Origin of the sequence: Prolixibacter sp. NT017, assembly GCF_009617875.1 — a bacterium.
In the GTDB taxonomy this organism is placed as follows: domain Bacteria; phylum Bacteroidota; class Bacteroidia; order Bacteroidales; family Prolixibacteraceae; genus Prolixibacter.
Map to the genome: position 1 here is coordinate 3,137,863 of NZ_BLAV01000001.1, position 24,777 is coordinate 3,162,639.

The 24,777-nt window shown below is 44.5% G+C and carries 23 protein-coding genes; 6 read left to right on the forward strand and 17 right to left on the reverse strand.

The genetic code is table 11. The annotated features are described in order from the left end of the window. Positions 1–4 precede the first annotated feature (4 nt). Both GJU87_RS12965 and GJU87_RS12970 read left to right on the forward strand, forming a co-directional pair. Entirely contained in the window at positions 5–712 is a 708-nt protein-coding gene (locus GJU87_RS12965; RefSeq protein ID WP_153639919.1) for a 16S rRNA (uracil(1498)-N(3))-methyltransferase, read from the forward strand. 2 nt (positions 713–714) lie between these two features. After that, positions 715–1,395, forward strand: coding sequence for a DUF4159 domain-containing protein (locus GJU87_RS12970; RefSeq protein ID WP_228491984.1), 681 nt, complete (start codon positions 715–717; stop codon positions 1,393–1,395). A 35-nt stretch (positions 1,396–1,430) separates the two neighbouring features. Here GJU87_RS12970 and GJU87_RS12975 read toward each other — a convergent pair whose 3' ends face one another. The 8 genes from GJU87_RS12975 to GJU87_RS13010 form a co-directional block, all read right to left on the reverse strand. After that, positions 1,431–2,033, reverse strand: a complete 603-nt coding sequence (locus GJU87_RS12975) for an NAD(P)H-dependent oxidoreductase (protein ID WP_153639920.1) — start codon at positions 2,031–2,033, stop codon at positions 1,431–1,433. Between the two features lie 207 nt (positions 2,034–2,240). Further along, entirely contained in the window at positions 2,241–2,696 is a 456-nt protein-coding gene (locus GJU87_RS12980; protein ID WP_153639921.1) for a hypothetical protein, read from the reverse strand. A gap of 337 nt (positions 2,697–3,033) precedes the next feature. Beyond that, on the reverse strand, positions 3,034–4,692 hold the full coding sequence (locus GJU87_RS12985) for a diphosphate--fructose-6-phosphate 1-phosphotransferase (protein WP_153639922.1): 1,659 nt from the start codon (positions 4,690–4,692) through the stop codon (positions 3,034–3,036). 187 nt (positions 4,693–4,879) lie between these two features. After that, positions 4,880–5,089: a zinc ribbon domain-containing protein gene (locus GJU87_RS12990; protein WP_153639923.1), complete on the reverse strand. Its 210-nt coding sequence runs from the start codon at positions 5,087–5,089 to the stop codon at positions 4,880–4,882. Further along, on the reverse strand, positions 5,076–5,279 hold the full coding sequence (locus GJU87_RS12995; protein ID WP_106541730.1) for a hypothetical protein: 204 nt from the start codon (positions 5,277–5,279) through the stop codon (positions 5,076–5,078). Before GJU87_RS12995 ends, GJU87_RS12990 begins: the two co-directional genes overlap by 14 nt. Before the next feature lie 9 nt (positions 5,280–5,288). After that, positions 5,289–6,134 (reverse strand): SPFH domain-containing protein, encoded by an 846-nt coding sequence (locus GJU87_RS13000; protein ID WP_153639924.1) that lies wholly within the window; start codon positions 6,132–6,134, stop codon positions 5,289–5,291. Between the two features lie 115 nt (positions 6,135–6,249). Beyond that, a complete protein-coding gene (locus GJU87_RS13005; RefSeq protein ID WP_153639925.1) occupies positions 6,250–6,486 on the reverse strand; it encodes a hypothetical protein in 237 nt (78 codons plus the stop codon). A 106-nt stretch (positions 6,487–6,592) separates the two neighbouring features. Beyond that, positions 6,593–7,186, reverse strand: a complete 594-nt coding sequence (locus GJU87_RS13010; protein WP_153639926.1) for an RNA polymerase sigma factor — start codon at positions 7,184–7,186, stop codon at positions 6,593–6,595. A 161-nt stretch (positions 7,187–7,347) separates the two neighbouring features. Here GJU87_RS13010 and uvrA point away from each other — a divergent pair, with 161 nt between their 5' ends. Next, positions 7,348–10,152, forward strand: coding sequence for an excinuclease ABC subunit UvrA (gene uvrA / locus GJU87_RS13015; protein WP_153639927.1), 2,805 nt, complete (start codon positions 7,348–7,350; stop codon positions 10,150–10,152). 16 nt (positions 10,153–10,168) lie between these two features. Here uvrA and GJU87_RS13020 read toward each other — a convergent pair whose 3' ends face one another. Continuing rightward, the gene (locus GJU87_RS13020) at positions 10,169–11,566 is read right to left on the reverse strand and encodes an MATE family efflux transporter (RefSeq protein ID WP_153639928.1); all 1,398 of its coding nucleotides are present in this window, start codon (positions 11,564–11,566) and stop codon (positions 10,169–10,171) included. Between the two features lie 89 nt (positions 11,567–11,655). Between GJU87_RS13020 and GJU87_RS13025 the strand changes: the two genes are divergently transcribed. Further along, on the forward strand, positions 11,656–12,273 hold the full coding sequence (locus GJU87_RS13025) for a HEAT repeat domain-containing protein (RefSeq protein ID WP_153639929.1): 618 nt from the start codon (positions 11,656–11,658) through the stop codon (positions 12,271–12,273). Between the two features lie 72 nt (positions 12,274–12,345). Here the strand turns inward: GJU87_RS13025 and GJU87_RS13030 are convergent, their stop codons facing one another. Then, a complete protein-coding gene (locus tag GJU87_RS13030; RefSeq protein ID WP_153639930.1) occupies positions 12,346–13,341 on the reverse strand; it encodes a dihydroorotate dehydrogenase-like protein in 996 nt (331 codons plus the stop codon). Positions 13,342–13,379: 38 nt separating this feature from the next. Then, on the reverse strand, positions 13,380–14,057 hold the full coding sequence (locus GJU87_RS13035; RefSeq protein WP_153639931.1) for a YggS family pyridoxal phosphate-dependent enzyme: 678 nt from the start codon (positions 14,055–14,057) through the stop codon (positions 13,380–13,382). A 169-nt stretch (positions 14,058–14,226) separates the two neighbouring features. Between GJU87_RS13035 and GJU87_RS13040 the strand changes: the two genes are divergently transcribed. Next, a complete protein-coding gene (locus GJU87_RS13040; RefSeq protein ID WP_153639932.1) occupies positions 14,227–14,898 on the forward strand; it encodes a porin family protein in 672 nt (223 codons plus the stop codon). 69 nt (positions 14,899–14,967) lie between these two features. Here GJU87_RS13040 and GJU87_RS13045 read toward each other — a convergent pair whose 3' ends face one another. The 4 genes from GJU87_RS13045 to gcvT all read right to left on the reverse strand — a co-directional run bounded on the left by GJU87_RS13045 (position 14,968) and on the right by gcvT (position 19,703). After that, entirely contained in the window at positions 14,968–16,215 is a 1,248-nt protein-coding gene (locus GJU87_RS13045; protein WP_153639933.1) for a DUF1015 domain-containing protein, read from the reverse strand. Positions 16,216–16,270: 55 nt separating this feature from the next. Further along, the gene (locus GJU87_RS13050; protein ID WP_153639934.1) at positions 16,271–17,191 is read right to left on the reverse strand and encodes an NAD(P)-dependent oxidoreductase; all 921 of its coding nucleotides are present in this window, start codon (positions 17,189–17,191) and stop codon (positions 16,271–16,273) included. Positions 17,192–17,316: 125 nt separating this feature from the next. Beyond that, positions 17,317–18,387 (reverse strand): 3-phosphoserine/phosphohydroxythreonine transaminase, encoded by a 1,071-nt coding sequence (gene serC, locus GJU87_RS13055; RefSeq protein ID WP_153639935.1) that lies wholly within the window; start codon positions 18,385–18,387, stop codon positions 17,317–17,319. A 233-nt stretch (positions 18,388–18,620) separates the two neighbouring features. Further along, positions 18,621–19,703, reverse strand: coding sequence for a glycine cleavage system aminomethyltransferase GcvT (gene gcvT, locus GJU87_RS13060; RefSeq protein ID WP_153639936.1), 1,083 nt, complete (start codon positions 19,701–19,703; stop codon positions 18,621–18,623). 233 nt (positions 19,704–19,936) lie between these two features. Between gcvT and GJU87_RS13065 the strand changes: the two genes are divergently transcribed. Next, positions 19,937–20,281 carry an Hpt domain-containing protein gene (locus tag GJU87_RS13065; protein WP_153639937.1) on the forward strand — a complete coding sequence of 115 codons (345 nt, stop codon included), beginning with the start codon at positions 19,937–19,939 and terminating at the stop codon, positions 20,279–20,281. A gap of 7 nt (positions 20,282–20,288) precedes the next feature. On the opposite strand, the gene GJU87_RS13070 is transcribed toward GJU87_RS13065, so the two are convergent. Both GJU87_RS13070 and GJU87_RS13075 read right to left on the reverse strand, forming a co-directional pair. After that, on the reverse strand, positions 20,289–21,299 hold the full coding sequence (locus GJU87_RS13070; protein WP_153639938.1) for a carboxylesterase: 1,011 nt from the start codon (positions 21,297–21,299) through the stop codon (positions 20,289–20,291). Positions 21,300–21,716: 417 nt separating this feature from the next. Next, positions 21,717–24,701, reverse strand: coding sequence for a PEP/pyruvate-binding domain-containing protein (locus tag GJU87_RS13075; protein WP_153639939.1), 2,985 nt, complete (start codon positions 24,699–24,701; stop codon positions 21,717–21,719). Between the last annotated feature and the right edge of the window lie 76 nt (positions 24,702–24,777).

Consider the following 24,777-nt stretch of genomic DNA (forward strand, 5'->3'; position numbering starts at 1 on the left):
GATTATGCATCTTTTCTATACCCCCGATATCAAGGGGAATCAATATACATTGGATGAAACGGAGTCGAAGCATTGTATTCGGGTTCTTCGTCTGAAAGAGGGCGATAAAATCCAGCTGGTGGATGGCAAGGGAAGTTTCTATGAAGCAGTTATCAGTCATGCGCATCCCAAAGCTTGCCAGGTTGAAGTGACCGAGCCACAGCACGAAGTGGGCAAACGCGAATTTCGGTTACACATCGCCATCGGCCCAACCAAAAGTATCGACCGTTTTGAGTGGTTCCTGGAAAAATCGACAGAGATTGGAATTGATGAAATCACACCGCTTTTGTGCCGCTATTCCGAACGGAAAAGCATTAAGCCGGCGAGACTGGAGAACATTATCACTTCGGCCATGAAGCAATCGCTGAAAGCTTACCGTCCGGTTTTGAATGAAATGACCAGCTTCAAGGATTTTATTTCACAGAAATTTGATGGAGAGAAGTACATTGCCCACTGTGAGCCGACCGAACGAAAACTGTTCAGCCATATTCTCCCGAAAGGGAAAGATGCATTGATCCTGATTGGTCCGGAAGGTGATTTTTCTCCAGAAGAAATAAAGCTAGCGCTGGATAACGGTTTTCAGCCTGTTTCGCTGGGAGAATCGAGATTGCGGACCGAAACGGCAGGAGTAGTGGCCTGCCATACCGTTAACCTCATCAACGAGTTGAAATAACCATGAAGTGGCAAAGAATATACAGAAGCATTGGGGGGCTCATGGTGTTTATCACGTTGGTCGTTTCTGCCAATGCGCAATCGAAAACATCGGTGAAGATTGCCTTGCTGAAGTATGGCGGTGGCGGCGACTGGTATGCCAATCCAACCTCGCTGGGGGATCTCATTCAATATTGCAATAAAAACATTGGCACTAATATCGATCCGGAGCCTGCAACTGTTGACGTGGGAAGTCCGGAGATTTTCAATTACCCGTTTTTGGATATGACGGGACACGGGAACGTTTTTTTTACAGATGCCGAAGTCAAAAACCTGAGAAAATATTTGGAGGCAGGAGGTTTCCTTCATGCAGACGACAATTACGGAATGGATAAATATATCCGCAGAGAAATAAAGAAAGTTCTTCCGGAAAGCGAACTGGTCGAGCTGCCGTTTTCACATCCTATTTACCATCAGAAATACGATTTCCCAAATGGATTACCAAAAATTCATGAGCACGACGGAAAACCGCCGCAGGGATTTGGTATTTTCTACAAAGGAAGGCTTGTTTTCTTCTATACGTACGAATGTGATTTAGGAGATGGTTGGGAAAATCCGGCTGTTCATCACGATCCTTGGTCGCTTCGTGAAAAAGCGTTGCAAATGGGCGCCAATATCATTTCCTACGTATTCGACCATCCGTAAATAAAAAAGCCAGACGGGGAGCCTGGCGATGATTTTTAAAACGTTGCCTCGACCGGCAGATGCTTCGATATGGTTTTCCGGACTTCTTCGATGTAACCTATTCGCACCGTCTTGTCACGGGTTGTCGCATTTCCAAAAAGCAAATGCTCCACTGTTTCAATCCCGCAAAATCCAAACACGCCGGAACGAATGAAATTCATAATGGAGTCGGTCATGCCACTGGCATCGGCATGTTTACGCGAGTCTCCCATATTATTTATAACCAGCGCTTTTTTGCCTTCCAGCAATTTTAACAACCCTTTTTCAGGATGATAATCGAATGCAAAACCACGGGTAAATACGCGATCGAAATACCCCTTCATAATGGCCGGCATGCTCCCCCACCAAACCGGATAAATCAAGCTAATCAAGTCAGCTTTTCGCAAGTATTCCTGCTCGGTTAAAATCTCTTCCGGGTACTCACCTTTGCGCGATTTTTCAAAATCGGCAGCATAATCAACCGGTTTGAAGTGCATTTGGTATAAATCTCTGACAATGACATCGTGGTGGTTCGCCCTGGTCTGTTCCTTCATTACTTCCAGGTAAGCATGGCTCAGCGAATTTGGATTGGGGTGGGCATATATAATTAAATGATTCATTACGTGAACTATCGATTCTATTTTTATTTATTCTAATTAACTGTCAAAAGTAACGAATGCCCTGCACGCATCCAAGCTGGACCGCGAAAGGTAAATTTGAGTTAACAAACAAGAAAGGCTGCAACCTCACGGTGCAGCCTTCACTCGGAAAAACTATGCATAATGCAACTAAACCTAATTATGAACTATTTGCGTTGGAAATTCTCGTTATTTAACTCCCCAGTATTCGTTCGATGCCATCCAGCTTTCAACCGACAGGGTATCGTCTTTTTCTCGGTGCCCACCGATCCAGAAGATATCGGATGACATCCACTTCTCTACTGTCAGCGGGCTGTCCGAAAAATCGGCTTGTTCCTTAACTCCCCAATAATTTTCACTGCTCATCCAATCTTCTACTGGCAGCTGTTCGTCCTGTTCATTTACTCTCCAGTAGTTATTGCTGCTCATCCAGTCTTCTACTTTCAGTTCGCTATCGTTCATCTCATTGTTGACCAGGGCAGTCATTTTTTCAACACCTGCACCTGTCATGGCATTGACTGGCGAAAGCATGGCGGTGAAACCAGAAATTCCCTGAGCATTGGCAATGTTCATTACACTTACTGTCAGAACTATCATGAAGGTTACGATAACCTTTTTTGCTGTGTTTGTAACTTGTGTTTTCATGACGCTATCTCCTATTTTTTAATCTTTTTTTTGTCCGTTTGACCAGCTTTAAACAGGAAACATGCCAAAAACTACATAAATCTAAAAACAAGATACTTACAATACAAAATCATCAAGTATTGGAATAACGGAGGGTTAAAAAATTGAACGGTAAAGAACAAGGCGTGTTCGATTTCGTACACTATTAAAGGAAATAACCTTAGAAGACAAAACTTCTGAAATAACGCCCCCCAAAAACATGTTATAATTCCAAGTTTATCAGACTCTTAATTTTATTCAAGCAAAAAAAGAGGCTGTCCGGATTTGGGACAGCCTCTGCAGAATATTCTGTTTTCGATTATTTACTTTGCTCGAGCTCCAGCGTTTTGGTGGTAGAATCGCAAACTTCAGTCGGACCGAAATACTGGATAGGACCCGGATAAACGTAGCTGGTTTCAACAGCCCATTTTTCGCGGTTTTCCGCCAGTTTCAGGAACGGGGCAGCATCCAGTTCAACCAGCGCTTTCTGAATTACCGGCTTCATGTGTCCGTGACGACGCTCCATGTTCATCATCATGGTAATCGGGACTCCGCCAGCAATCCACTCATCGGCCGGCTTGGTTGTATTCCGTACGGAAGACATGTAACCGGTCTTACCGTTTCCAATCAGAACGGATGCGGTTGAACCGAGTGAGTAGCAATAATCAGCGTCGAAATTTGACGGTGCTGCGCAACGGCCTTCGTAACCGAAGAAGTGGTTTTGAGCAGAGAAACTGCCTCTATAGGAACCTTCTTTCTTCATTTCCGCCAGACGAACATCTACCATCTCAATCAACAGCTTTTCCGTCTCAATTTTCGAAACCTGTACGTTTCCGTGCGGGTCACGATCGAGTGTCAGCTGCTTGGCAATTCCTTCCGGAAGTGAGGCAAACACTTTCGATGAAACTTCACTCAGTTTACCAATAACGTACTCGCGTTTTTCTGCGTCGATAGCCAGCGCTTTGAAATCGTTGGCCGACTGCTGTCCTTCGGCGAGCAAATCATTCAGTTCGGTAATCAGGGTTTTCATTTCCGGAATGAATTCAATCAATCCTTCCGGAACCAGTACAACACCGAAATTGTGATCGTCTTCAGCCCGACGGGCAATCACTTTGGCAATGTAATCAACGATTTCGGCCAGGGTCTGCTCTTTTTCTGCCACCTCTTCCGAAACCAGTGCAATATTAGGCTGTGTCTGCAGAGCACACTCTAATGCGATGTGTGAAGCAGAACGTCCCATCAATTTAATAAAGTGCCAGTATTTTTTTGCCGAATTGGCATCGCGCATGATGTTACCGATGAGCTCGGAATACACTTTAACGGCCGTATCGAAACCAAACGAGGTCTCAATCATCTCGTTTTTCAGGTCACCATCAATGGTTTTCGGACAACCAATCACCTGGATTCCGGTTTCTTTCTGCAAGTAATATTCAGCCAATACACATGCGTTGGTGTTGGAGTCATCGCCACCAATTACAACCAGCGCGTTAATGTTCAATTGCTTGCAAACCTCAACACCTTTATCGAACTGAGACTCTTCTTCAAGCTTGGTACGACCTGAGCCAATGATGTCGAAACCTCCGGTGTTACGATACTCGTCGATAATTTCGTCGGTCAGTTCCATGTATTTGTGGTCGACCAATCCGCCTGGACCACCCAGAAAACCATATAATTTGTTTTCAGGATTCAGTTTCTTCAAACCGTCATAAAGACCAGAGATTACATTATGTCCACCTGGAGCCTGACCACCGGAAAGAATCACTCCGACGTTCATCACCGGAAGAGAACCGGCGTCACCACCTTCTTCGAAGGTAATAAGCGGCATACCGTATGTATTCGGGAAGAGCTTCTGAATTTCTTCCTGATCGGCAACCGATTCGGTTTTCTTTCCTTCGACCACTTTTACAGGTCCTTGTAAAGCTTTGGGTAACTTGGGAGCGTATTTTGATCGCTCAAATTGTAAAGCACTTATAGCCATCCTACTTGATTATTTAGTAACAGGTTAAAACTATCCAAAAAAGCAGCGTAAAATTAACGGATTATCGCTAGTACACCAAAGTCTAAGCCTGAATTGTAGGAAATTTAAAGTTTAGTTTTCATACCAAACAAAGCAAGAGGCCTGCACCAGACCTCTTGTTTAGAATCACTATTTTTTATCTGAAAAATTAGTTGGTAAAGAAATCGAAAACGTTCCCTAATTTACTGCTGGAAACACCATAAAATTCGGTGTAAGAACATTTGGTACAGGTAACCGAAGTAAACTTCCGGCCTTGTACATCAAATATTTTTGACCAGAAACCGCCAGCCACACGAATTTCGCCAACATCGTAGTAACGGTTTCCACATTTTGGGCATACATATTTATTCCTGCTCATTATTTTTTTGATTATCGGTTAATGTTTGATTATTCTTTTTGGCTGGGCTTCTGCCCGCCTTTCTCAACTCGTGATGTAAGAGGTATTCGATCTGTGCGTTGGTGCTACGAAATTCATCCGATGCCCATTTTTCCAACGCATCGTAAGTCTCCGGATCAATCCTGAGCACGAATGATTTTTTCTTAGCCATACAAATTTTTTAATACAACGAGCCAGCATTCAGTACCGGCTGCGCTGCCTCATCTGAACAGAGCACAACCATCAGGTTACTCACCATACTCGCCTTTCGTTCGTCATCCAATTCAATAATGTCCTTTTCCTTTAGCTCATCCAATGCCAGCTTCACCATCCCTACGGCGCCCTCAACTACCTTGGTCCGTGCAGCGACAATTGCTGTTGCCTGTTGGCGACGCAACATGGCACCAGCAATTTCGGAAGCATAAGCCAGGTAATTAATCCGTGCTTCATGGATTTTAATTCCGGCAATGGAAAGACGTTCCATCAATTCTTGCTCCAACAAATCATTCACTTCTTCGCCTCCTCCTCTCAGGGTGATTTCAGCATCCTCATCTTCGAAGTTGTCGTACGGATAATATCCGGCCAGTTTTCGTATGGCGGCCTCACTCTGAATGTCGACAAACTGCTCATAATTATCGACTTCAAAAGCAGCTTTGTAGGTATTTTCAACCTTCCAAACCACGACCACACCAATCATCACCGGATTCCCAATTTTATCATTCACTTTTATCGGATCCGAATCAATATTTCTCGCCCTCAGCGAAATCTTCTCTTTCGTAAAAAACGGATTTGTCCACCAAAAGCCATTCGCTTTGACCGTTCCTTTATAAGCACCAAAAAGTACAAGAACAGCGCTCTCGTTGGGAGCAACAATCAGGAAGCCGGGCATTATCAGAATAAACAACACAATACCAATAATTCCGGGAACCAGCATCAGTCTCGTAAAAGAGAAAACCGACAACGCTAGTATAACCAGGGCGAGTAAGAGATAAAGGTACCCCGACATGGGCTTAAATGATTTTTCCATGATTTTAAGATTTGATTTATGATATCATAAAAATATCACTTTTATTTCATTTTAAATATGGAAAGGGCAAAAAAAAGTCCGCCGAAGCGGACTCTTAAATCGTTTAAAGCGAGATTTAATTAAGGTTGAGTTCTACCTGCTTATCACCTGAACTCAAAACTGTGTATTGCTTAGCAAAGCTTAAAATATTGTCGACGGTTTCCTGGGAAGGGCTGTACTTACAAGATTCTTCTTCGCTTTTTAGATTTTCTTGTTTCATTTCCTTATGCCCTTCAACCTCCGTTTTTTCCTTTGATTCACTTAAATCTGTTTCAAAAAGGAAATCAAAATAAAGAGTAAAAATTTCGTTCATAGGCAAGTTAAAAGTGTTTAATATTATGATTGCTTTGTCTTTAAAACGAAAAGGGATGACATTTTATTGTCATCCCTTTTGAATTTTTTTCTTCTTTTTTTAATCATTACGAAAGCGTCAAATTCAACTGCCGTTCTTCAATCAGTTTTCTCAGGTTAATCAAAGCGTAGCGCATTCTTCCAAGTGCCGTATTTATTGACACTCCACTGTGCTCCGCAATTTCCCGGAAACTGAATCCAAGATAGTGACGCATGATGACAACCTGCCGCTGATCGTCAGGCAATTCATCGATCAAGTGACGAACTTCGCGAAAAATTTGTTCGCTTACCAGGTCATCCTCAATGTTCATGTCGGAGAATTTCGGACTATTAAAGATATCCACTTCTGACTCGTCATTCGATACAGTACTCAGGTGCTTCTCTTTCCTGAAGTAATCGATAATCAAATTGTGAGCAATACGGATAGCCCAGGATACGAATTTACCGTTTTCGGTATACCGTCCTTTTTTTAGCGATTGAATAACTTTGATGAAAGTGTCCTGGAAGATGTCTTCAGCAACCGCATGATTCTTCACGATCATAAAAATGTACGTGTAAATCCGGTTCTTGTGACGTGTAATCAGGATTTCGAGACATTCGTGTTCGCCTTCTACAAATTTTTGAACGAGCGCATGGTCGTCCAATTGCTTTATTTCTACCATAACAATATAGGGTTGGTTCTCAGGGTAGAAATATTTCTATAGGCGTGTCTCCTTTTTTAAATTGGTTAATGACTAATTATTAACTTTGCAGACGTCAAATATAAATTATTTTTTTACAAATATTAACATTAGGCAAAAAAATTTCACTTTTTTTCATTCCAATGATCTCAGAACCTACTGAATACATCGAAATAAAAGGCGCTCGCGTCCATAATTTAAAGAACATAGATTTAAAAATTCCTCGCGGTCGGTTCATTGTCATCACCGGACTTTCCGGTTCCGGGAAATCGTCGCTGGCATTCGACACGCTGTACGCAGAAGGACAGCGAAGGTATGTTGAGAGCCTCTCCAGTTACGCACGGCAATTCCTGGGACGTATCGATAAACCTGAGGTTGATTACATCAAAGGAATACCACCGGCCATTGCCATCGAGCAGAAAGTTAATACGCGAAATCCACGTTCCACAGTCGGTACCTCTACCGAGATATACGATTACCTGAAACTACTCTTTGCCCGTGTAGGAAAAACCATTTCACCCGTTTCCGGAAAAGAAGTTTCGAGGCATCAGGTCACCGATGTAGTCGATTTTATTTTATCGTACCCAGAAAAAACCCGCGTACTGATATTGTCGCCGCTTCACGTTAAAAAGGATAGATCACTGGAGACTGAGGCAGACCTACTTCGGCAACAAGGATTCACCCGCCTGGAAATTGACGGCGAAATTATCCGGATTGATGACCTCCTGAATGATCCGAAAAAGCTAAAAACAAAAAGCGATATTCATATTGTGATTGACAGGATTGCCGTTTCGCGAGGCGAAGACACACAAAGTCGAGCCGCCGACTCGGTCCAAACAGCTTTTTACGAAGGGAAAGGAGAATGTGTAATCAAAGTTATGGCCGATGCAGAAACCGCTACCGAACGCTTCTCGAACCGGTTCGAGGCTGATGAGATTGAATTTGAAGAGCCGTCGATGCACATGTTCAGCTTCAACAATCCCATCGGTGCATGCCCGACCTGCGAGGGATACGGCAAAATTATTGGTATCGATGAGGATTTGGTGATTCCGAACAAGTCGCTGTCCATCTACAACGATGCCATTGCCTGCTGGAAAGGCGAGAAAATGAGTGAATGGAAAGAACAGCTGCTCTTCAATGCTGAGAAATTTGATTTCCCCGTTCACAAACCTTACTACGAATTAACCGAAGAACAGCGACATCTGCTCTGGACCGGCAATCGCCATTTTCATGGCTTAAACCAGTTCTTTAAATACCTCGAAGAAAAATCATACAAAATACAGTACCGGGTCATGTTGTCGCGCTACCGCGGAAAAACAATCTGCCCCGATTGCCGCGGGACCCGCTTGAAAAAGGAAGCGTCTTACGTAAAAGTCGCCGGAAAATCCATCCAGGAATTAGTGGTTATGCCGGCTACTGAACTGCAAAAATATTTTTCCGGCATCAAGCTGAAAAAACACGAACAAAATATCGCGGGCCGGTTGCTTACCGAGATTAATAACCGCCTGGCATTTCTTTGCGATGTTGGCTTGGGCTACCTTACGTTAAACCGCTTATCCTCTACCCTTTCGGGTGGAGAATCGCAACGGATTAACCTCGCGACATCATTGGGTAGCAGCCTGGTTGGCTCTATGTACATTTTGGATGAGCCGTCTATCGGTCTGCACTCGCGTGACACGACACGTCTTATCAATGTCCTCAAAAAATTGGAGGAACTGGGAAATACGGTGATTGTGGTCGAACACGATGAAGAAATCATTCGTGCCGCCGACGAGATCGTCGATATCGGTCCGTTGGCCGGAATGCACGGAGGTGAAATTGTTTTCCAGGGAAACCACAAAAAACTGGCCCAAGAAGGAACCAGCCTCACAGCAAAATATCTCACAGGGGAAGAAGAAATTACGATTCCGGCCAAACGACGCTCCTGGAATAATTTCATCGAAATAACCGGTGCCCGCGAAAATAACCTGAAAGGTATTGATGTGAAATTTCCATTGAATACCATGACAGTGGTAACCGGCGTTAGTGGGTCAGGAAAATCTTCACTCGTGAAAAATATTCTTTTCCCGGCCCTCGTAAAATATTACGGAGGTTACGGCGAACGAACCGGGGCACACCAAAAGGTTGACGGCGACATGCACTTGCTAACGGGAATTGAGTTTGTCGACCAAAATCCTATCGGGAAGTCGTCACGTTCAAATCCGGTTACGTATTTGAAAGCCTACGATGAAATCCGGAAACTTTTCGCCGACCAACAGGCGTCAAAAATCAACGGATTCAAAGCATCGCACTTCTCTTTTAACATCGATGGCGGACGCTGCGAGGAATGCCAGGGTGAAGGTGTCATCAAGGTGGAAATGCAGTTCATGGCCGACATCTCACTGACCTGCGAAAGTTGTGGTGGAAAACGTTTTAAACAGGATATTCTGGAAGTTCACTACCGTGACAAGAGTATTTACGATATTCTGGAAATGACCGTTAATCAGGCGATCGACTTTTTCAGTGAAAAAGCAAAAACGGCAGAGAAACGTATCGTGAAAAAGCTGCGCCCGCTTCAGGATGTTGGACTCGGCTACCTGAAACTGGGACAATCGTCCAGCACGCTGTCGGGAGGTGAAAGTCAGCGTATCAAGTTGGCCTCTTTCCTGGCAAAAGAAAAAGACACACCCACCCTTTTTGTATTCGATGAGCCGACAACCGGACTTCATTTTCATGATATCCGCAAGTTACTTGACGCATTTAATGCACTGATATCAAGAGGACACAGTATTATTGTTATCGAACACAATTTGGATGTCATCAAGTCGGCTGACTGGATCATCGATTTGGGACCCGAAGGCGGCGACAAAGGTGGAAACATCGTTTTCGAGGGAACTCCGGAAAAACTGGTCGACTGCAAAGAATCGTACACCGGCGAGTACCTGAAACCGAAACTTCATTTGAAGTAACGATAAATCCAACCGGTCATTGAGCAAATTCACTGACCGGTTTTTTCTTTTCCTCCGCTTCCTCTTTCTGATGTTTGTTCAATAGCTTTACTTCCCGTAAGGTTACGACAAGCACAATACAAGCCGACACAAAATCGGATACCGGACCAGCCATCCAAACGCCAGTCAAATCGAAAAACTTTGGCAAGATGAAAAGCAACGGCGTAAGCACAATGACCTGCCTCAACAGGGTCAGAAACATCGCTATTCCGGCTTTCCCGATGCTCTGGAAATAACTGGACACAATCACCTGGTAACCGACTACTGGAAGCATCAGAGTAAAGATACGAAGTCCTTTTACCCCGATTTGGAAGAGCTCCTTGTTCTCATTGTTAAATAAACGAATGATTTCGCCCGGGAAAACCTGAACAAAAACAAAGGATATCACCGCTACCCAAGTGGCCGATTTCATCGCCAGAAACCAGGCTTCTTTCACGCGGTGGAACTGTTTGGCTCCGTAGTTAAATCCAACAATGGGTTGCAAAGCCATATTGATGGCAATCATCGACATGATAATCATGATAACCACGGAGTTGATGATTCCCATCGCCCCGACAGCAACATCCGAACCGAAACGAATCAACTGTGTATTGAAAGTTGCCTGCACCAGACTGGCTGCCAACTGCATGGCAAATGGCGCCATCCCGATGGACAAAATCCGGAAAATAATAACCGGTTCCAGTTTGAGATTCGGAAGGTGGAATTTGACAATTGATTTCGAACCTGTGAAATGTCGAAGGACCCATATTGTCAACAGAATCTGCGAAATCACCGTGGCAATCGCAGCACCCTGAACTCCCATTTTCAAACCAAAAATAAAAATGGGATCCAATACCAGATTCGTGCCGGCACTCAAAAGCATGGAATACATGGCTATTTTCGCGTTGCCTTCAGAGCGGATAATATTATTCAGCGAAAAGCCTACGACCTGGAAGATGGTTCCTAACAGGATAATATTCAGGTAATCGTTTGCGTAGCCGATGGTTTCACCGGTTGCCCCGAACAGATGCAACAACGGATTCTTTACGATAAAACCAAGAACTGAAACCAGCACCGAGACAATTACCATCAGCGAAAGGCCATTGCCCAGCACTTTTTCCGCTTGTCGATAATCTTTTTTACCAAGATTAATGGAAATTCGGACGCCTGCGCCTACGCCAATCAGCATACCAAATGCTGCTATCAAAATCATAATCGGGAAAATAACGGAAAGCCCCGATAGTGCCAGAGCTCCTACTCCCCGACCGATAAAAACCCGATCGACAATATTGTACAAGGCGTTCATCATTACCCCGATGAAAGCCGGCACGAAATATTGCCACATCAAACGGCCAATCTTTTGTTGCTCAAGGTCTCTTGTTGCTTTTTCGGGCATTGGGTCTTGTACCGGTTTAGTTTGATTACCTTAATATGCTTCTATTTTGAAAGCGCAAATTTAGGGATTATATCCTGTAAATTCGGTTAATGAAAATTCTCTTTCACCCGAACACCTGTTTCCACTTTTGTAAAAGTTATATCTTTGTCGACGAAGAAGAGATGTTAACCATGGGAAAAGATCCGCAACAAAAGAAGGTACTGAACAATCTTCAATCAGAAGACTCGCTGCTCGTTATTAAAACCATTAAGGAGCTGAGGGAAACCGGAAACAGCAGTTACATTCCGGTGCTGATTGAGTTGCTTCATTCAACCGATAATCCGGAAATCAGGCAAAAAATCATCCGGTTACTGGGCGAACTGAAATACAGCGATGCCATTCCACGCATTGTTGACGCCATCCAGGACAAAAAGTATGCATCCGAACTTAAAGAACTGGTATCGGTGTGCTGGGAGAACGGCCTTGATTTTAGCCAGTATCTCTCGCTGTTCGTTGACTTAGTCATCGAGTCGGAATTTATGGTGGCATTCGAAGCGTTTACCGTTATTGAGAACATGAGCGGTAAAATTGATGACGCCTACAAAGCCGAACAGGTGGAGAAAATACGAGCAGCGATGGAAACAGCGTCCGCCGAGAAAATGTCGTTACTGGAGGATTTGGAAAAAATTATTCCGGAGATACGAGAACAGACCGAACAACAATTCTAAGAAAGCAATATCCCCAAATAAAAAGAAGCTGCCCGGATTGGACAGCTTCTTTTGTTTTATGTCGGATGACAATTATTCATTCACATTATTGGAGAAATACTTCATGAACTGAGCCCGTTCGTAAAGTACCGGATTCGGCAAATTGGAATAACTCAACCGGCCACGGAATTCGTCCAGATTCTTGAAATTCCACTTTTTCATAAATTTCTCGAGGTAATCCACCATCTCTTTCACTACCGGAATACCATTTACATACATTGCCGAGCAAACTTGTCCAACGGTAGCACCAGCCAGCAATTGTTTTACCAAGCCTTCGCCGTCGTGAATACCCGTAGATGCAGCAATGTCGATTCGTTTCAGGGTACCGGAAATAATTCCAACCCAACGGAGCGACTGTCGAATATCAGCAGGAGAACTGAATACCTCCGCTGCAGAAATGGCGAGTTTGTCGAGGTTAATGTCCGGTTCGTAAAAACGGTTAAACATCACCACACCGGCTGCACCGTGCGCGTACAACCGATCGACCATGCTCACCAGGTTGGAGAATTGCGGACCTATTTTCATCGCTACCGGAATGTCAACCACTTTTTTCACTTCGGTCAGGATTTCGAGATAGCGCTCTTCAATCTCCTCCGATTTCACCTTGCGGTCGGTCGGAACGATAAACGCATTCACTTCCAATGCATCGGCACCGGCCTTTTCAATCTCGCGGGCAAATCCCATCCACTCATTCCCCGATACGCAGTTGATACTGGCGATAATCGGAACGGAAGTTGCCTCTTTCGCGGCTTTCACCAGCTCGATATAGTGATGCAGTGTATTGTCGTGCAGATAAGTACGGATGTAATCCTCCGCCTCGGGATAGGCCGTATTCTGTAAATCCTTGCTCAGCAAGACATTTACTTCATTGTTGATTTGCTCTTCGAACAAAGATTTCAGGACCACAGCTCCCACACCATTTTTCTCCATTTCCACAATTTTCTCAACGGAGTTGGTGAGTCCCGAACTTCCGGCTACCAGAGGATTCTTCAGGTTTAGCCCTAAATAGGTTGTTGTAAGATTTGCCATTCGGAAAATTTTTATAAATCGATTTTTTGGTTTAAGATTCAGTTATTCTGATAATTTCGTTCGCCGAAAATATTGCTTCCAATACGCACCATGGTACTGCCCTCCTCAACGGCTAACTTGTAATCGCCCGACATTCCCATCGAAATTTCACTGAAATTTGGCGCATCATTGAAATACGTTTTTTTCAGATGTCCAAAGATAGTCGAAAGGCTCTTAAATTCGCGGCGAACCTGATCTATATCCTCGGTAAAAGTAGCCATTCCCATCACACCGTCTATCCTCACAAATTGTAGATTTTTAAACTCCTGTGAGTTCAACATCTCTTCGGTTTCTTTCAGGTCTAAACCGAACTTGGTTTCTTCTTCGGCAATGTGAAACTGAAGAAGGACACGAAGCACTCGATCCGCTTTCCGGCCTTCCTTATCGATAGCTTTCAATAACCGAAAGCTGTCGACACCATGGATGAGCGACACGAAAGGCGCAATGTATTTTACTTTGTTGCGCTGCAGATGCCCTATCATGTGCCATTCAATATCTTTGGGAAGTGATTCGTATTTCGCTACAAGTTCCTGTACTTTATTCTCTCCAAACATCCGTTGTCCCGTCTGGTAGGCCTCCATTATGTCTTCGTTCGGTTTGGTTTTGGAAACAGCCACCAGTTTGACATTTTCCGGCAACGATTTTCGAATTTCAGTCAGCTGCTCAGCAATACTCATGCAAACAAATTTTTCCTTCAAAGTAAGAAAAAATAATCGTCCCTTCGGGGATATCTTTTCTAAAACAGCCGGCTACTTTGCCCATCCGGCTTAACGATAATTGACGTGTGCAATTTTTTTTAACTTTACCACACCCAAATCGGGCATAATTAAAAGCCGCAGGCAATTTATGAAAAAGCTGATTCTCCTGATTTTGAGTGCGTTTTTTGTGATTCAACTTCAGGCTCAACCCAATAATTACCCGAATGAAGTTTACCTCGGTGTGAAAGGTGGTACTACCTTTTCGCGCGTACGGTTTTACCCTACCGTGAAACAGGTGATGCTGGAAGGTTATTCCGGTGGTATTGTTTTTCGTGATATTTCGGAGCCTCATGTCGGGCTTCAGGTGGAGCTGAACTATTCGCAGCGTGGTTGGAAAGAACATACCGATGCCGGTGTCGATTACGAGCGACAGCTTGATTATTTTGTGTTGCCCATGATGACTCACGTGAATATTGGCAACAAAGGCTTCCGTTTTTTTATCAACCTCGGTCCATCGGTTTCCTATTTGTACACTGACAAAGAGACATTCAATCCGCCTGCTGATGCCACTTACACTCCGAACGATTACTACGGAAAGCCCGTCGATACCGGCTTCGACTTTCAGTTTGTCGGTGGACTTGGATTCGAATGGCGGTTTAAAAACGGCAACGGCCTGATGCTGGACAGCCGTTTGTATTACAGTTTACCGAGTTTGTTCGATCCGAAAAAATCGGCTTACGATGCATCGCAATTGCAGACCATTGAAGTAACCATGGCTTACCTTTTCCGGTTAAACAAGCACAAGAAAAAGAAGGAATAAGAAATTAAATAGCACAAAAAAAGGTGGCCTAAATGGTCACCTTTCTTTTTATATGCTCGTTTGAGATTTTTAATCCAGCTCGTGAATTACCAGGCCTGAACGCAGCTTCGGTTCGAACCAGGTTGTCTTCGGAGGCATGATATTTCCGGTATCAGCAATATCAATCAACTGCTGCATGGAAACCGGATACAGGGCAAAAGCCGCTTTCATTTCGCCCGAATCAACGCGACGTTTCAGCTCACCTAATCCACGAATTCCGCCGACAAAATCGATGCGCTTATCGGTACGCAGATCTTTAATTCCCAAAATCTTGTCGAGAACCAAATCCGACAAAATGGTAACGTCCAGCACACCAATCGGATCATTGTCGTCATAGCGTCCGGAACGAGCTACCAGTTTATACCATTTTCCATCCAAATACATACTGAAAGTATGCAGTTCTTCCGGTTTGAAAATATCAGTTCCCATTTCTGCCACCTCGAAATCTTCTTTCAGTTTCGCCAGCAATTCCGCTTCCGTCAAGCCATTCAGATCTTTCACGACACGGTTGTAGTCGATAATCTGAAGTTGATTGTCGGGGAAATGAACGGCCAGGAAAAAGTTATACTCTTCATTACCGGTATGGTTCGGATTATTCTGCCGTTTTTCGTTTCCTACCAGCGCTGCAGCTGCCGTCCGGTGGTGACCGTCGGCTACATAAGTTGCCGGAATTTCAGCAAATAGCTCTACAATCCGGTTGATGGTTGCTTCATCATCAATCACCCAGAAATGGTGTCCGAATCCGTCTTCTGCCACGAAATCGTACTCAGGCTCGTTTTCCTTAACAATTTTGGCTACGATATCATCCAGTTCCTGAACGGCCGTGAAGGTAAAGAATACCGGTTCCACGTTGGCGTTAGTGTTGCGAACGTGCTTCATCCGGTCTTCTTCTTTGTCTTTCCGCGTAAGCTCGTGTTTCTTGATAACACCATTCATGTAATCATCAACCGACGCCGCACCAACAATTCCGTATTGCGTACGGCCATTCATGGTCTGCGCATAGATGTACAGCTTATCTTTTTCGTCTTGTACCAGCCATCCTTTTTCTTTAAAAAGATGGAAGTTTTCGACAGCTTTATCGTAAACCGGCTCCGTATGTTCATCGGTTCCTGCCGGAAAATCAATCTCAGGTTTAATGATGTGCAACAGCGACTGAGGATTTCCCTCGGCTTCTTTTCGGGCTTCTTCCGAATTCAACACATCGTACGGACGGGAAGCTACTTTTTGAGCCAGTTCCCGGGGCGGACGCAGTCCTTTAAAAGGTTTTAAAACAGCCATATCGTTTATAATTCGAACTAATAATTATTCCACTTCATATCTTTCGACACAACTGTCAGTTCACCTTGAAAGTTGTATCTCCTTTTTGAAAAAAGCCTACAATCTGCGATGCAGCAGCTGTCCCGGCATTGATGTTAGCTTCGGCCGTTTGCGCACCCATTTTTTTGGCTGTGAACAACACCCTTCCGGGGAAACGTTGTTCCAATATGTTCCGATTATCCGGGGCTACATCGGCAGCATAACAGAAGTCTTCGCGCTCTTCCAAAACTTTCTCCAAATCATCTTCTTTGATGATCTCTTTCCGCGCCGTGTTGACCAGAAGAGCTCCTTTAGGCATCATCATCATCAAATGATGATTAATAATTCCACGTGTTTCGTGATTGCTGGGAATATTCAGCGAAATGATTTGGGACGAAGAAAACAAATCTATCGGCCCATCAGCGTAATGGATGCCTTGTTCTTTAGCTTGTTCCGGGCTCAAGGTCGGGCTGCAGCCTGTCACATCCATACCAAAACCTTTGGCGATGCGGTGCAAATGCAGCCCTATATTACCGTATCCCATGATACCAAATGTCTTTCCAAAAAGCTCGGTGCCGGCTGTTCCGTTAAAACCGTTCCTGACCAGATTCAGCAACAGACCAAATGTAAGCTCGGCTACTGCATTTGAATTCTGTCCGGGAGTATTCATCACAACAACTCCCTTTTGGCTTGCCGCTTCAATATCGATGTTATCATAACCGGCTCCGGCACGAACCACAATCTCCAACCCGGAAGCAGCATTCAGCACCTCTGCGTCGCACTTGTCACTCCTGACGATTAAAGCGTTCGCATCAGCCACTGCCGCTAAAAGTTCTGCTTTATCCGAATATTTTTCCAGCAACTGCCATTCAAACCCTGCTGCTTCAACAATCGCCTTCATCTGATCAATCGCCTCACTGGCAAAGGGTTTAACAGTTGCTACCAATACTTTTTTCATGTTTGAGTCAGTTTTTTATAATCACACGAAAAGGTACGGCTACCGGCGGAGGGAATCAATGATCGAAATCAATGATTCAGATCACGAAAAAGGCGTGAAAGATTCACGCCTTTTTCAGTTTTTTATCAGTGTTTGGCTTCAAATTCTTTCATCGCCTCAACCAATACTCCCACGCTTTCAATCGGCATGGCATTGTATATCGAAGCTCTGAATCCACCAACACTACGGTGGCCTTTGATACCAACAATATTGTGAGCTGCTGCAATTTCAAGAAATTCCTTCTCAAATTCCTCATATCCGGGTGCCATCACGAAGGTCACGTTCATACGAGAACGGTCTTCCGGATTTGGAATATTCGGAACAAACATCTTGTTGCGATCCAATTCATCGTACAGCAACTTGGCTTTCGCGATGTTTTTCTTCTCCATTTCCTTAATGCCACCATTTTCTTTCAGCCAGCGAAGCGTCATCAATGCTGCAAATACCGGAACTGTCGGAGGCGTATTGAACATCGATTCCTTGTCGATGTGCGTACGATAATCGATCATCGTAGGAATCGGACGATCAACTTTACCCAGAATATCTTTCTTGATAATCACCAGGGTAACTCCGGACGGAGCCAGGTTTTTCTGCGCACCGGCGTAAATCACATCGTATTTCTTGATGTCAATCGGACGGCTGAAAATATCTGAAGACATGTCGGCAACAATACGAGCCGGAACATCGAGGTCTTCCAAAATTTCGGTACCGAAAATGGTGTTATTGGTGGTAATATGGAGATAATCAACATCCGAAGGCACTTCGTAACCGCGAGGGATGTAGTTGAAATTCTTGTCTTTTGACGATGCTACTTCAATAACCTCTCCGTAAAGTTTCGCCTCTTTGATGGCTTTGGAAGCCCAGGTTCCGGTATTCAGATAAGCAGCTTTGGTTTTCATCAGGTTAAACGGAACCATGTAAAACTGCGTGCTGGCTCCTCCCTGAAGGAACAAAACTTCGTAATCTGCCGGCACCTCCAGAAGTTCTTTCACGAGGTCCCTTGCTTCATCCATTACCGCAACGAACTCTTTGCTACGGTGCGAGACTTCCATTACCGATAATCCGGTTCCGGCAAAATTCATTACGGCTTCGGCTGTCCGTTCTTTTGTGAATTCGGGCAGGATGGAAGGTCCTGCGTAAAAATTATGCGTTTTCATAGTAGAGGAATATTGAATTGTATTTTGAAACTAAAAATTGAGTATTGTCATTCAAGGCGATGCGACCCGTTCTCCATTTCATTAAAAATCAAATATTCAAGCAATTATAAAATAGTAAAGAACACATTCCAGGTCGCTTTACTTAAAGACTGTAAAATTATAACAAATATGAATTTCCTGACAATTATCAGGATAAATGATCTTAAAATTTACAGTATTTTAAATCAATCAATTTAAATAAATGGCAATTTGACCACTTTTGCTTTCAATTTCTTATTCCGCACCCGGATAAAAATCTCCGTTCCGAATTTGGTATAACCGGTTTTTACGTATCCCATACCGATACCGATGCCACGAACCGGCGACATACTTCCGGAAGTGACTTCACCAATTACTTCGTCGTCTTCATTCACGATTTCGTAACCATGCCGGGGAATACCGCGATCGATCATTTCAAATCCGCGCAAACGACGGGTCACACCTTCTTCTTTCTGGCGGATCAACACATCTTTATCGATGAAATTCTTCTCGTCGGTGAATTTCGTAATCCAGCCTAATCCTGCTTCGATAGGCGATGTGGTATCGTCGATGTCGTTTCCGTATAAGCAGTATCCCATTTCCAGACGAAGCGTATCGCGTGCGCCCAGACCGATGGGTTTGATACCTTCTTCTTTACCGGCCTCGAAAATAGCGTTCCAGATAGCTTCAGCATCCTTGTTATTGAAATAAAGCTCGAAACCTCCGGCCCCGGTATAACCGGTTGCGGAAATAATCACATCAGGAACTCCGGCAAATTCGCCTACCGTGAAGGTGTAAAATTTGATGGATGATAAATCAACGTTTGTCAGTTTCTGGAGAATACCGGTTGCTTTCGGTCCCTGGATAGCCAACTGACTAATTTCGTCGGACGCATTCAGCATCTCTGCCTCTTCTGTGTTTTGGCTAACCAACCACTGCCAGTCCTTGTCGATGTTGGCTGCGTTAACTACCAGCAGGTATTTCTCCGGCTCGAAACAATAAACCAGTAAATCGTCCACAATGCCGCCTTTCCCGTTAGGTAAACAAGAATACTGTGCCTGTCCGGGTGCTAATTTCGATGCATCGTTGGAGGTTACCTTCTGGATAAAAGCCAACGCCTGTGGACCGGTTACCCAAAATTCGCCCATGTGCGACACGTCGAAAACGCCCACGCCATTGCGCACGGTCATGTGTTCGTCCTTAATTCCGGAATATTCAATTGGCATTTCGAAACCAGCAAACTCAACTATTTTAGCCCCGTTGCTGTTATGAATGTCGAAAAAAGCGGTTCTTTTCATTTCGCTGCTATTTTACATTTGCCCGAAGAAACGATGGAAAGAACTTATTATGTGAACCTTGCATCGCACTTCTATTTTTGTTTTTACAATATCGTCTTGCTGTGATGTAGACAAAGCTAAGCATTTTTCCTGCCGGGAAAGCTGAAAATTGTCAACTTGACATAAGGTTCTTTTCATTGTATATTTGATTAACTAATTTACACATGGTAGAATATTCCCGTAAAAGAGAAAACATGGCATATACAGACCTGAATTACCTGCGTAATGTGACGGGTGGAGAACCCGAAATTATCCGAGAAATGATAGAATTATTTATCAGCCAGATTCCGGAGTTTTCCGAAAACCTGAATAACTATCTGGCTGAGAAAAAATATCTTGAATTGGGGAAAGAAGCTCACAAAGCCAAGTCTTCCGTTCTGGTGGTCGGAATGGAGCAGCTCGGAAAAGACCTGAAGACACTTCAGCTTCTGACACTTGACGGCAAAGGCGAAGAAACCTATGCTGACTACGTTAAAGAGTTCGACAAGCAATGCAACGCTGCCGTCGAGGAATTAAAACTGGAACTGGAAAAACTATAACCAAAAGCTACGGATGAACCGGCGTCATGTGTAATACATCGTCGGCAAAATGCCATGTTGCTTGCTCAACCTGCGGAACAGCTCCCGAGGTGAGTTTGCATGCAATGGTGTGCACGCCGGCTTCCGGAAATGCTTTCTTCACTTTCTCACCGGATGATGTTCCGATTTCGGAAAACATTTTCAGCTCAGCTCCTACATCAACCGTTGGGTCCTGGTGTTCCTCATCTTTGTAATAATAGCCCAGAAAAACCGGACATTTTACCTTAGCAAATGTCGATTTTTTCATCCCGGCATCGAGCAGCTGCTGAAGATAAACGGTTGCCTCTGCCCGGTAACTCGTGTACCAGTATTGACCAATTTTACTATGCGGATCATCTCCGGTAACGCGGTATTTTCCACCATAAACCAGACGTGCAATCTGCAGTCCCCATGGTTTCGATAAGATGAGGCCGGCTGATTTCTGGCGTATTTTAATATTCGGCGAATAGAGAATCAGCGCATCGATCATTTTGGGAAAGTTAGCATCCAGCATTAAACTCAAGGTTCCGCCGGTAGATGTGCTCATGATAATAACCTTCTTTCCCAGCCGACTGGCAATAACCAAAGCTTCTTTCGCTGTTTCGTACAGGTTGTCTGGCGTCATATCCAGAAGCGGCTCTTTTGTTACCAGCCCATGTCCCGCCAATCGGGCAAAATAGGCATTGCAACCATATCGCTTCGCGAAATCGGCGTTCACCGGATAACCTTCGTAATAACTGGCCGAAAATCCCGGAAGATAAAGCAGTACATAGTCCGTTTTTTGATGTACCGAATCGCTGGCCCAAATGATGCGGGCTTCGTTGTCGGGCTTCGTCTTTACCGACGATTCCTTTTTATTCACATACCATGCGACAGAATCCAGCGAAACCGGAATCTTCGGCAAGGTATTATCCAATACCGGTTTCGGCATCACCGGCCCCAACAAATACACAATCACCAGAGCGGCGATAACCAAAAACGGAATGTATCTTTTCTTCATCCTTTGCGTGATTCTTAATTCAACAGCAATAATAATCAAATACCTGTTACATTGCCTAATGAACGTAAAAATAGGGGTTACATAACCCCATTTACCCCGTAGGACAACCCCGTCGACGGAGTGAATTACTGCGTGCACGCGATGAATTACCCCGACAAAAGGGTCGTTCTACTTCGTTGACGGGGTCTTTTACTTCGTGAATGGGGTTATGATACCCCGCCTACGAGGTAATTTACCGCGCCAACGAGGTCCGGTCACTGCTTCTCCGGAGTATTTATCCCCACCGACGTGGTTATAAATCCCGCCAAAGGAGTAATTTACTGTACCGGCCCTATAAACAATCCCGATACCACGTGTAAAACGAAAGTATAACCAGTCACGTTACTATTCCGGACTGACGTTTACTCCACCGGAGTTCTATTCCTTGAACCGGATGATGGCCGTTCGTTCCCGGCCGTTCATCAGGATTTCCAACTCATTTTTAAAACGAACGTGTTTGACGAAATTACTTTCCCAAATCACTTCCTGCTTTTTCAGAATATCAAGATTCAAAAAGTTCTCCTTTGTTTTATGGGGAACCGAGAAATAGCCCACATTCATTGAGGTAACATTGTGGAAAAAATGCGAGCCCAATGAAGCATCCAGCGGGAAATCGGGCAATCCCATTTCGATTATTACCCGCGCATTGTTGATGTTGGCCCAAATGACCGGAATACCCGTGTAAGGGTCGCGTGTTCCCCAGCGGCCTGGACCAATCAGGACAAACTTCTTCCCTTCTTTTCCCAAACGGTTATTCACTTCCTGAATTTCTTTGGCTATCGCTCTCGTTTCCGTCCGGTCGAAAGTATCGGTATCGACGTAAACCACGTCATGTATCTCTTCAATCCGGCCGTGTCCCATCCCCCTGTGGGAAACCATCAACGTATTCTCTTCATCCATGGCTCCCAAATCGATCGTGATTTCTTCCTCCTGACGAATGAGCGGTTTTATTTGCAGCAAATAGAAAGTTGGCAGACCATATTCACCATTCTCCAGTTCCATGGAATATTCCAGCTCGACCGGTGACCCCATGGCCTGTTTAAAAAGATTAAGCAGCAGCTGAAGTGTATCGGAAAGCGGGAGGTGATCGTACTTCAAAATATTGGCGAAATCGATCACCCGCGGTCCTTTTTGATCAATCCCCGGAATCAGGTAATCATTTTCCATGTCATACGTCGAAGCACAGTGCGTCAAAACGCCATCTTTTTCAGCTTCCACCATTCTATACTGCGTAATCGCCGCGTCTTCGCCGTCCCGGGTCAGATCAAATGAGTCGCGGGTCATATCGATGGCGTAGAACTCGCGCTGCGAATCCCGGACCATGTCATGAACCGAACTGTTATTCAGGTTTGGATATTTTGGACAAAACCGGAAGGCTTTCTCCCCTCCGACGACCAGCATTCCCAAACCAATACCAGCTACCGCGAAACCATCCTCCGGCTCCATGTAAGAGTAAGGATAGTAATTAAACGATTGAGCCACTCCACTGATGGTCGGGTAAAACTTTTCATTGCGCTCGTGCCCCACCACTTCCTGGATGATAACCGCCATTTTCTCCTCTTCGATTTTGTAATTGATGGCTTCGAAGTATGAAATCGCATCGGGTGTGAAGATGGATGAATAGACCAGCTTCACAGCTGTCATCAGTTGCTCAAAACGAACATCCACATCCGGATGATTATTCGGAATCAGGTAAGTGGAATAAACTCCCGAAAACGGCCGCAACAATGAGTCCTCGAATAAGCCGCTGGAACGGATGGCTAACGGCCGGTCCATTCGTTTGATGTACTGGAACAGCCGCTCTTTCAATGTCATGCTCAATTCGGCTTCCAGGAACTTTTCCCGAATGACATTGTAATCGTGATGATGGTACGCTACATGATATAGATTGTTCAATTCCAGAAACTTGTCAAACTCGATTGCGCCAATTATCGCGGTAGCGGGAAGACGGATATTGATTCCCGGAATCAGCTTTTTCAAATCGAGGTTTTCGATCAGGTTGCTGATGAAAGCCAAACCACGTCCCTTGCCTCCAAGAGAACCTCTTCCGAGCCGAACGATATAACGGTTGCCTTTTACCAGTTGCGGATCGAAATTGACAATTCGTCCCCTGTTTTTCTTTTCCCTGACTTTAGCAAATACATTCAGGCACAAATCGCGAATGCGGCTCGGATCATCAAAATCTTCCACGCGATAGGGCAACAACTCTTCAGCCATATTAATCTCACCGCGTGCCATCAGCCAGGTTGAAAATGCATTCTGCTTTGCATGATAAACCAACGACTCAACCGGAACCTTGATAATCAGCTCTTCAAATTCGTGAAGATTTCGTGCGACAGCAATTTTTTCACCTTTCCCGTTACGGAAGACAAAATCACCGAATCCCAATTTATAGTTGATGAATTCACTGATATCCAATGCCAGACTGTCAGAGTTTTTATTGATGAAGTCGGCTCCGATATCTTTCGCCCGTTCTGCATTGGTTATATCGTGCGACTGTAACAAAATGGGAATGGGGAACCGGAGCGTCCGTTTCACATACTTCAACAGCTCCACTCCCGCATCTTCATCATCTACCCCATTCTTCGCAAATTTCACATCCGAAATAACGCAAAGCAGGTATTCACGGTAGTTATTAATGATTTCCAAAGCATCTTCGTAGGTGCTCACCAGCAATAACTTCGGGCGAGCACGCATTTTCAGAATCATGTGCAATTCATCTGTCGATTCATCCGATACCAGGCTTTGCGTTTGCGTCATCACACTGGTATAGAGCAATGGCAGGTACCGCGAATAATACTTCACCGAATCTTCCACCAGCAAGATGATACGGACATTACCCAGTTGCGTGTCGCGCGCCACATTCTTCTTGTCCTCGATATATTTAATCATGGCCATAAAGACGTTGGTGTTCCCGTTCCACACGAAAACCCGGTCGATAGCGGGGACACCCTCAGCAGCCGAATAGAAATAGGCCAAATCGCTGTTGTTGTTAACCAAAAGAAGAATCGGAATGCGGGCCTTCACGAAGTGGATATCCTCGGCTGTGCGCAACGGAGCTTCCTTGTCTACTCCCGCCATGATAATCACCATATCGAAGTGGCGCGTGTTCAGCACCTTCAATGCCTCCTCTGAATTGCTAACACTAGTAAAACGGGGTGCTGCGTACAAATTCAACTGAAGGTATTCACCAAAGATTTTATCAGAAAATTGTCCTTCACGAACAATCGAATATGCATCGTAATGCGTAGCCACCAGAAGAATCTCCTTCACTTTGGTTGGCATTAATTCCTGAAAAATGTCCCGGTCGGTTTTCCTTCTTTTGTAAATGGAAGAGAGTGAAATATTATCGAACTTACTCATTCGCCATAGGTTAGATTTACCAACAATTATTGGTAACTCGATTCAACAATGAACAACTCCGTCCCTTCCACGAAAG

What these genes read in the sequence shown, in the direction of transcription:
- GJU87_RS12975 (WP_153639920.1), bottom strand. Translation starts at nt 2,033, where the DNA reads ATGAATCATTTAATTATATATGCCCACCCCAATCCAAATTCGCTGAGC.
- GJU87_RS12965 (WP_153639919.1), top strand. Translation starts at nt 5, where the DNA reads ATGCATCTTTTCTATACCCCCGATATCAAGGGGAATCAATATACATTG.
- gcvT (WP_153639936.1), bottom strand. Translation starts at nt 19,703, where the DNA reads ATGAAAAGAACCGCTTTTTTCGACATTCATAACAGCAACGGGGCTAAA.
- GJU87_RS13075 (WP_153639939.1), bottom strand. Translation starts at nt 24,701, where the DNA reads ATGAGTAAGTTCGATAATATTTCACTCTCTTCCATTTACAAAAGAAGG.
- GJU87_RS13045 (WP_153639933.1), bottom strand. Translation starts at nt 16,215, where the DNA reads ATGGCTGTTTTAAAACCTTTTAAAGGACTGCGTCCGCCCCGGGAACTG.
- GJU87_RS13030 (WP_153639930.1), bottom strand. Translation starts at nt 13,341, where the DNA reads ATGGCAAATCTTACAACAACCTATTTAGGGCTAAACCTGAAGAATCCT.
- GJU87_RS12980 (WP_153639921.1), bottom strand. Translation starts at nt 2,696, where the DNA reads ATGAAAACACAAGTTACAAACACAGCAAAAAAGGTTATCGTAACCTTC.
- GJU87_RS12970 (WP_228491984.1), top strand. Translation starts at nt 715, where the DNA reads ATGAAGTGGCAAAGAATATACAGAAGCATTGGGGGGCTCATGGTGTTT.
- GJU87_RS13000 (WP_153639924.1), bottom strand. Translation starts at nt 6,134, where the DNA reads ATGGAAAAATCATTTAAGCCCATGTCGGGGTACCTTTATCTCTTACTC.
- GJU87_RS12985 (WP_153639922.1), bottom strand. Translation starts at nt 4,692, where the DNA reads ATGGCTATAAGTGCTTTACAATTTGAGCGATCAAAATACGCTCCCAAG.
- GJU87_RS12995 (WP_106541730.1), bottom strand. Translation starts at nt 5,279, where the DNA reads ATGGCTAAGAAAAAATCATTCGTGCTCAGGATTGATCCGGAGACTTAC.
- GJU87_RS12990 (WP_153639923.1), bottom strand. Translation starts at nt 5,089, where the DNA reads ATGAGCAGGAATAAATATGTATGCCCAAAATGTGGAAACCGTTACTAC.
- GJU87_RS13040 (WP_153639932.1), top strand. Translation starts at nt 14,227, where the DNA reads ATGAAAAAGCTGATTCTCCTGATTTTGAGTGCGTTTTTTGTGATTCAA.
- GJU87_RS13020 (WP_153639928.1), bottom strand. Translation starts at nt 11,566, where the DNA reads ATGCCCGAAAAAGCAACAAGAGACCTTGAGCAACAAAAGATTGGCCGT.
- GJU87_RS13010 (WP_153639926.1), bottom strand. Translation starts at nt 7,186, where the DNA reads ATGGTAGAAATAAAGCAATTGGACGACCATGCGCTCGTTCAAAAATTT.
- GJU87_RS13035 (WP_153639931.1), bottom strand. Translation starts at nt 14,057, where the DNA reads ATGAGTATTGCTGAGCAGCTGACTGAAATTCGAAAATCGTTGCCGGAA.
- GJU87_RS13070 (WP_153639938.1), bottom strand. Translation starts at nt 21,299, where the DNA reads ATGAAGAAAAGATACATTCCGTTTTTGGTTATCGCCGCTCTGGTGATT.
- GJU87_RS13065 (WP_153639937.1), top strand. Translation starts at nt 19,937, where the DNA reads ATGGCATATACAGACCTGAATTACCTGCGTAATGTGACGGGTGGAGAA.
- serC (WP_153639935.1), bottom strand. Translation starts at nt 18,387, where the DNA reads ATGAAAACGCATAATTTTTACGCAGGACCTTCCATCCTGCCCGAATTC.
- GJU87_RS13025 (WP_153639929.1), top strand. Translation starts at nt 11,656, where the DNA reads ATGAAAATTCTCTTTCACCCGAACACCTGTTTCCACTTTTGTAAAAGT.
- uvrA (WP_153639927.1), top strand. Translation starts at nt 7,348, where the DNA reads ATGATCTCAGAACCTACTGAATACATCGAAATAAAAGGCGCTCGCGTC.
- GJU87_RS13050 (WP_153639934.1), bottom strand. Translation starts at nt 17,191, where the DNA reads ATGAAAAAAGTATTGGTAGCAACTGTTAAACCCTTTGCCAGTGAGGCG.
- GJU87_RS13005 (WP_153639925.1), bottom strand. Translation starts at nt 6,486, where the DNA reads ATGAACGAAATTTTTACTCTTTATTTTGATTTCCTTTTTGAAACAGAT.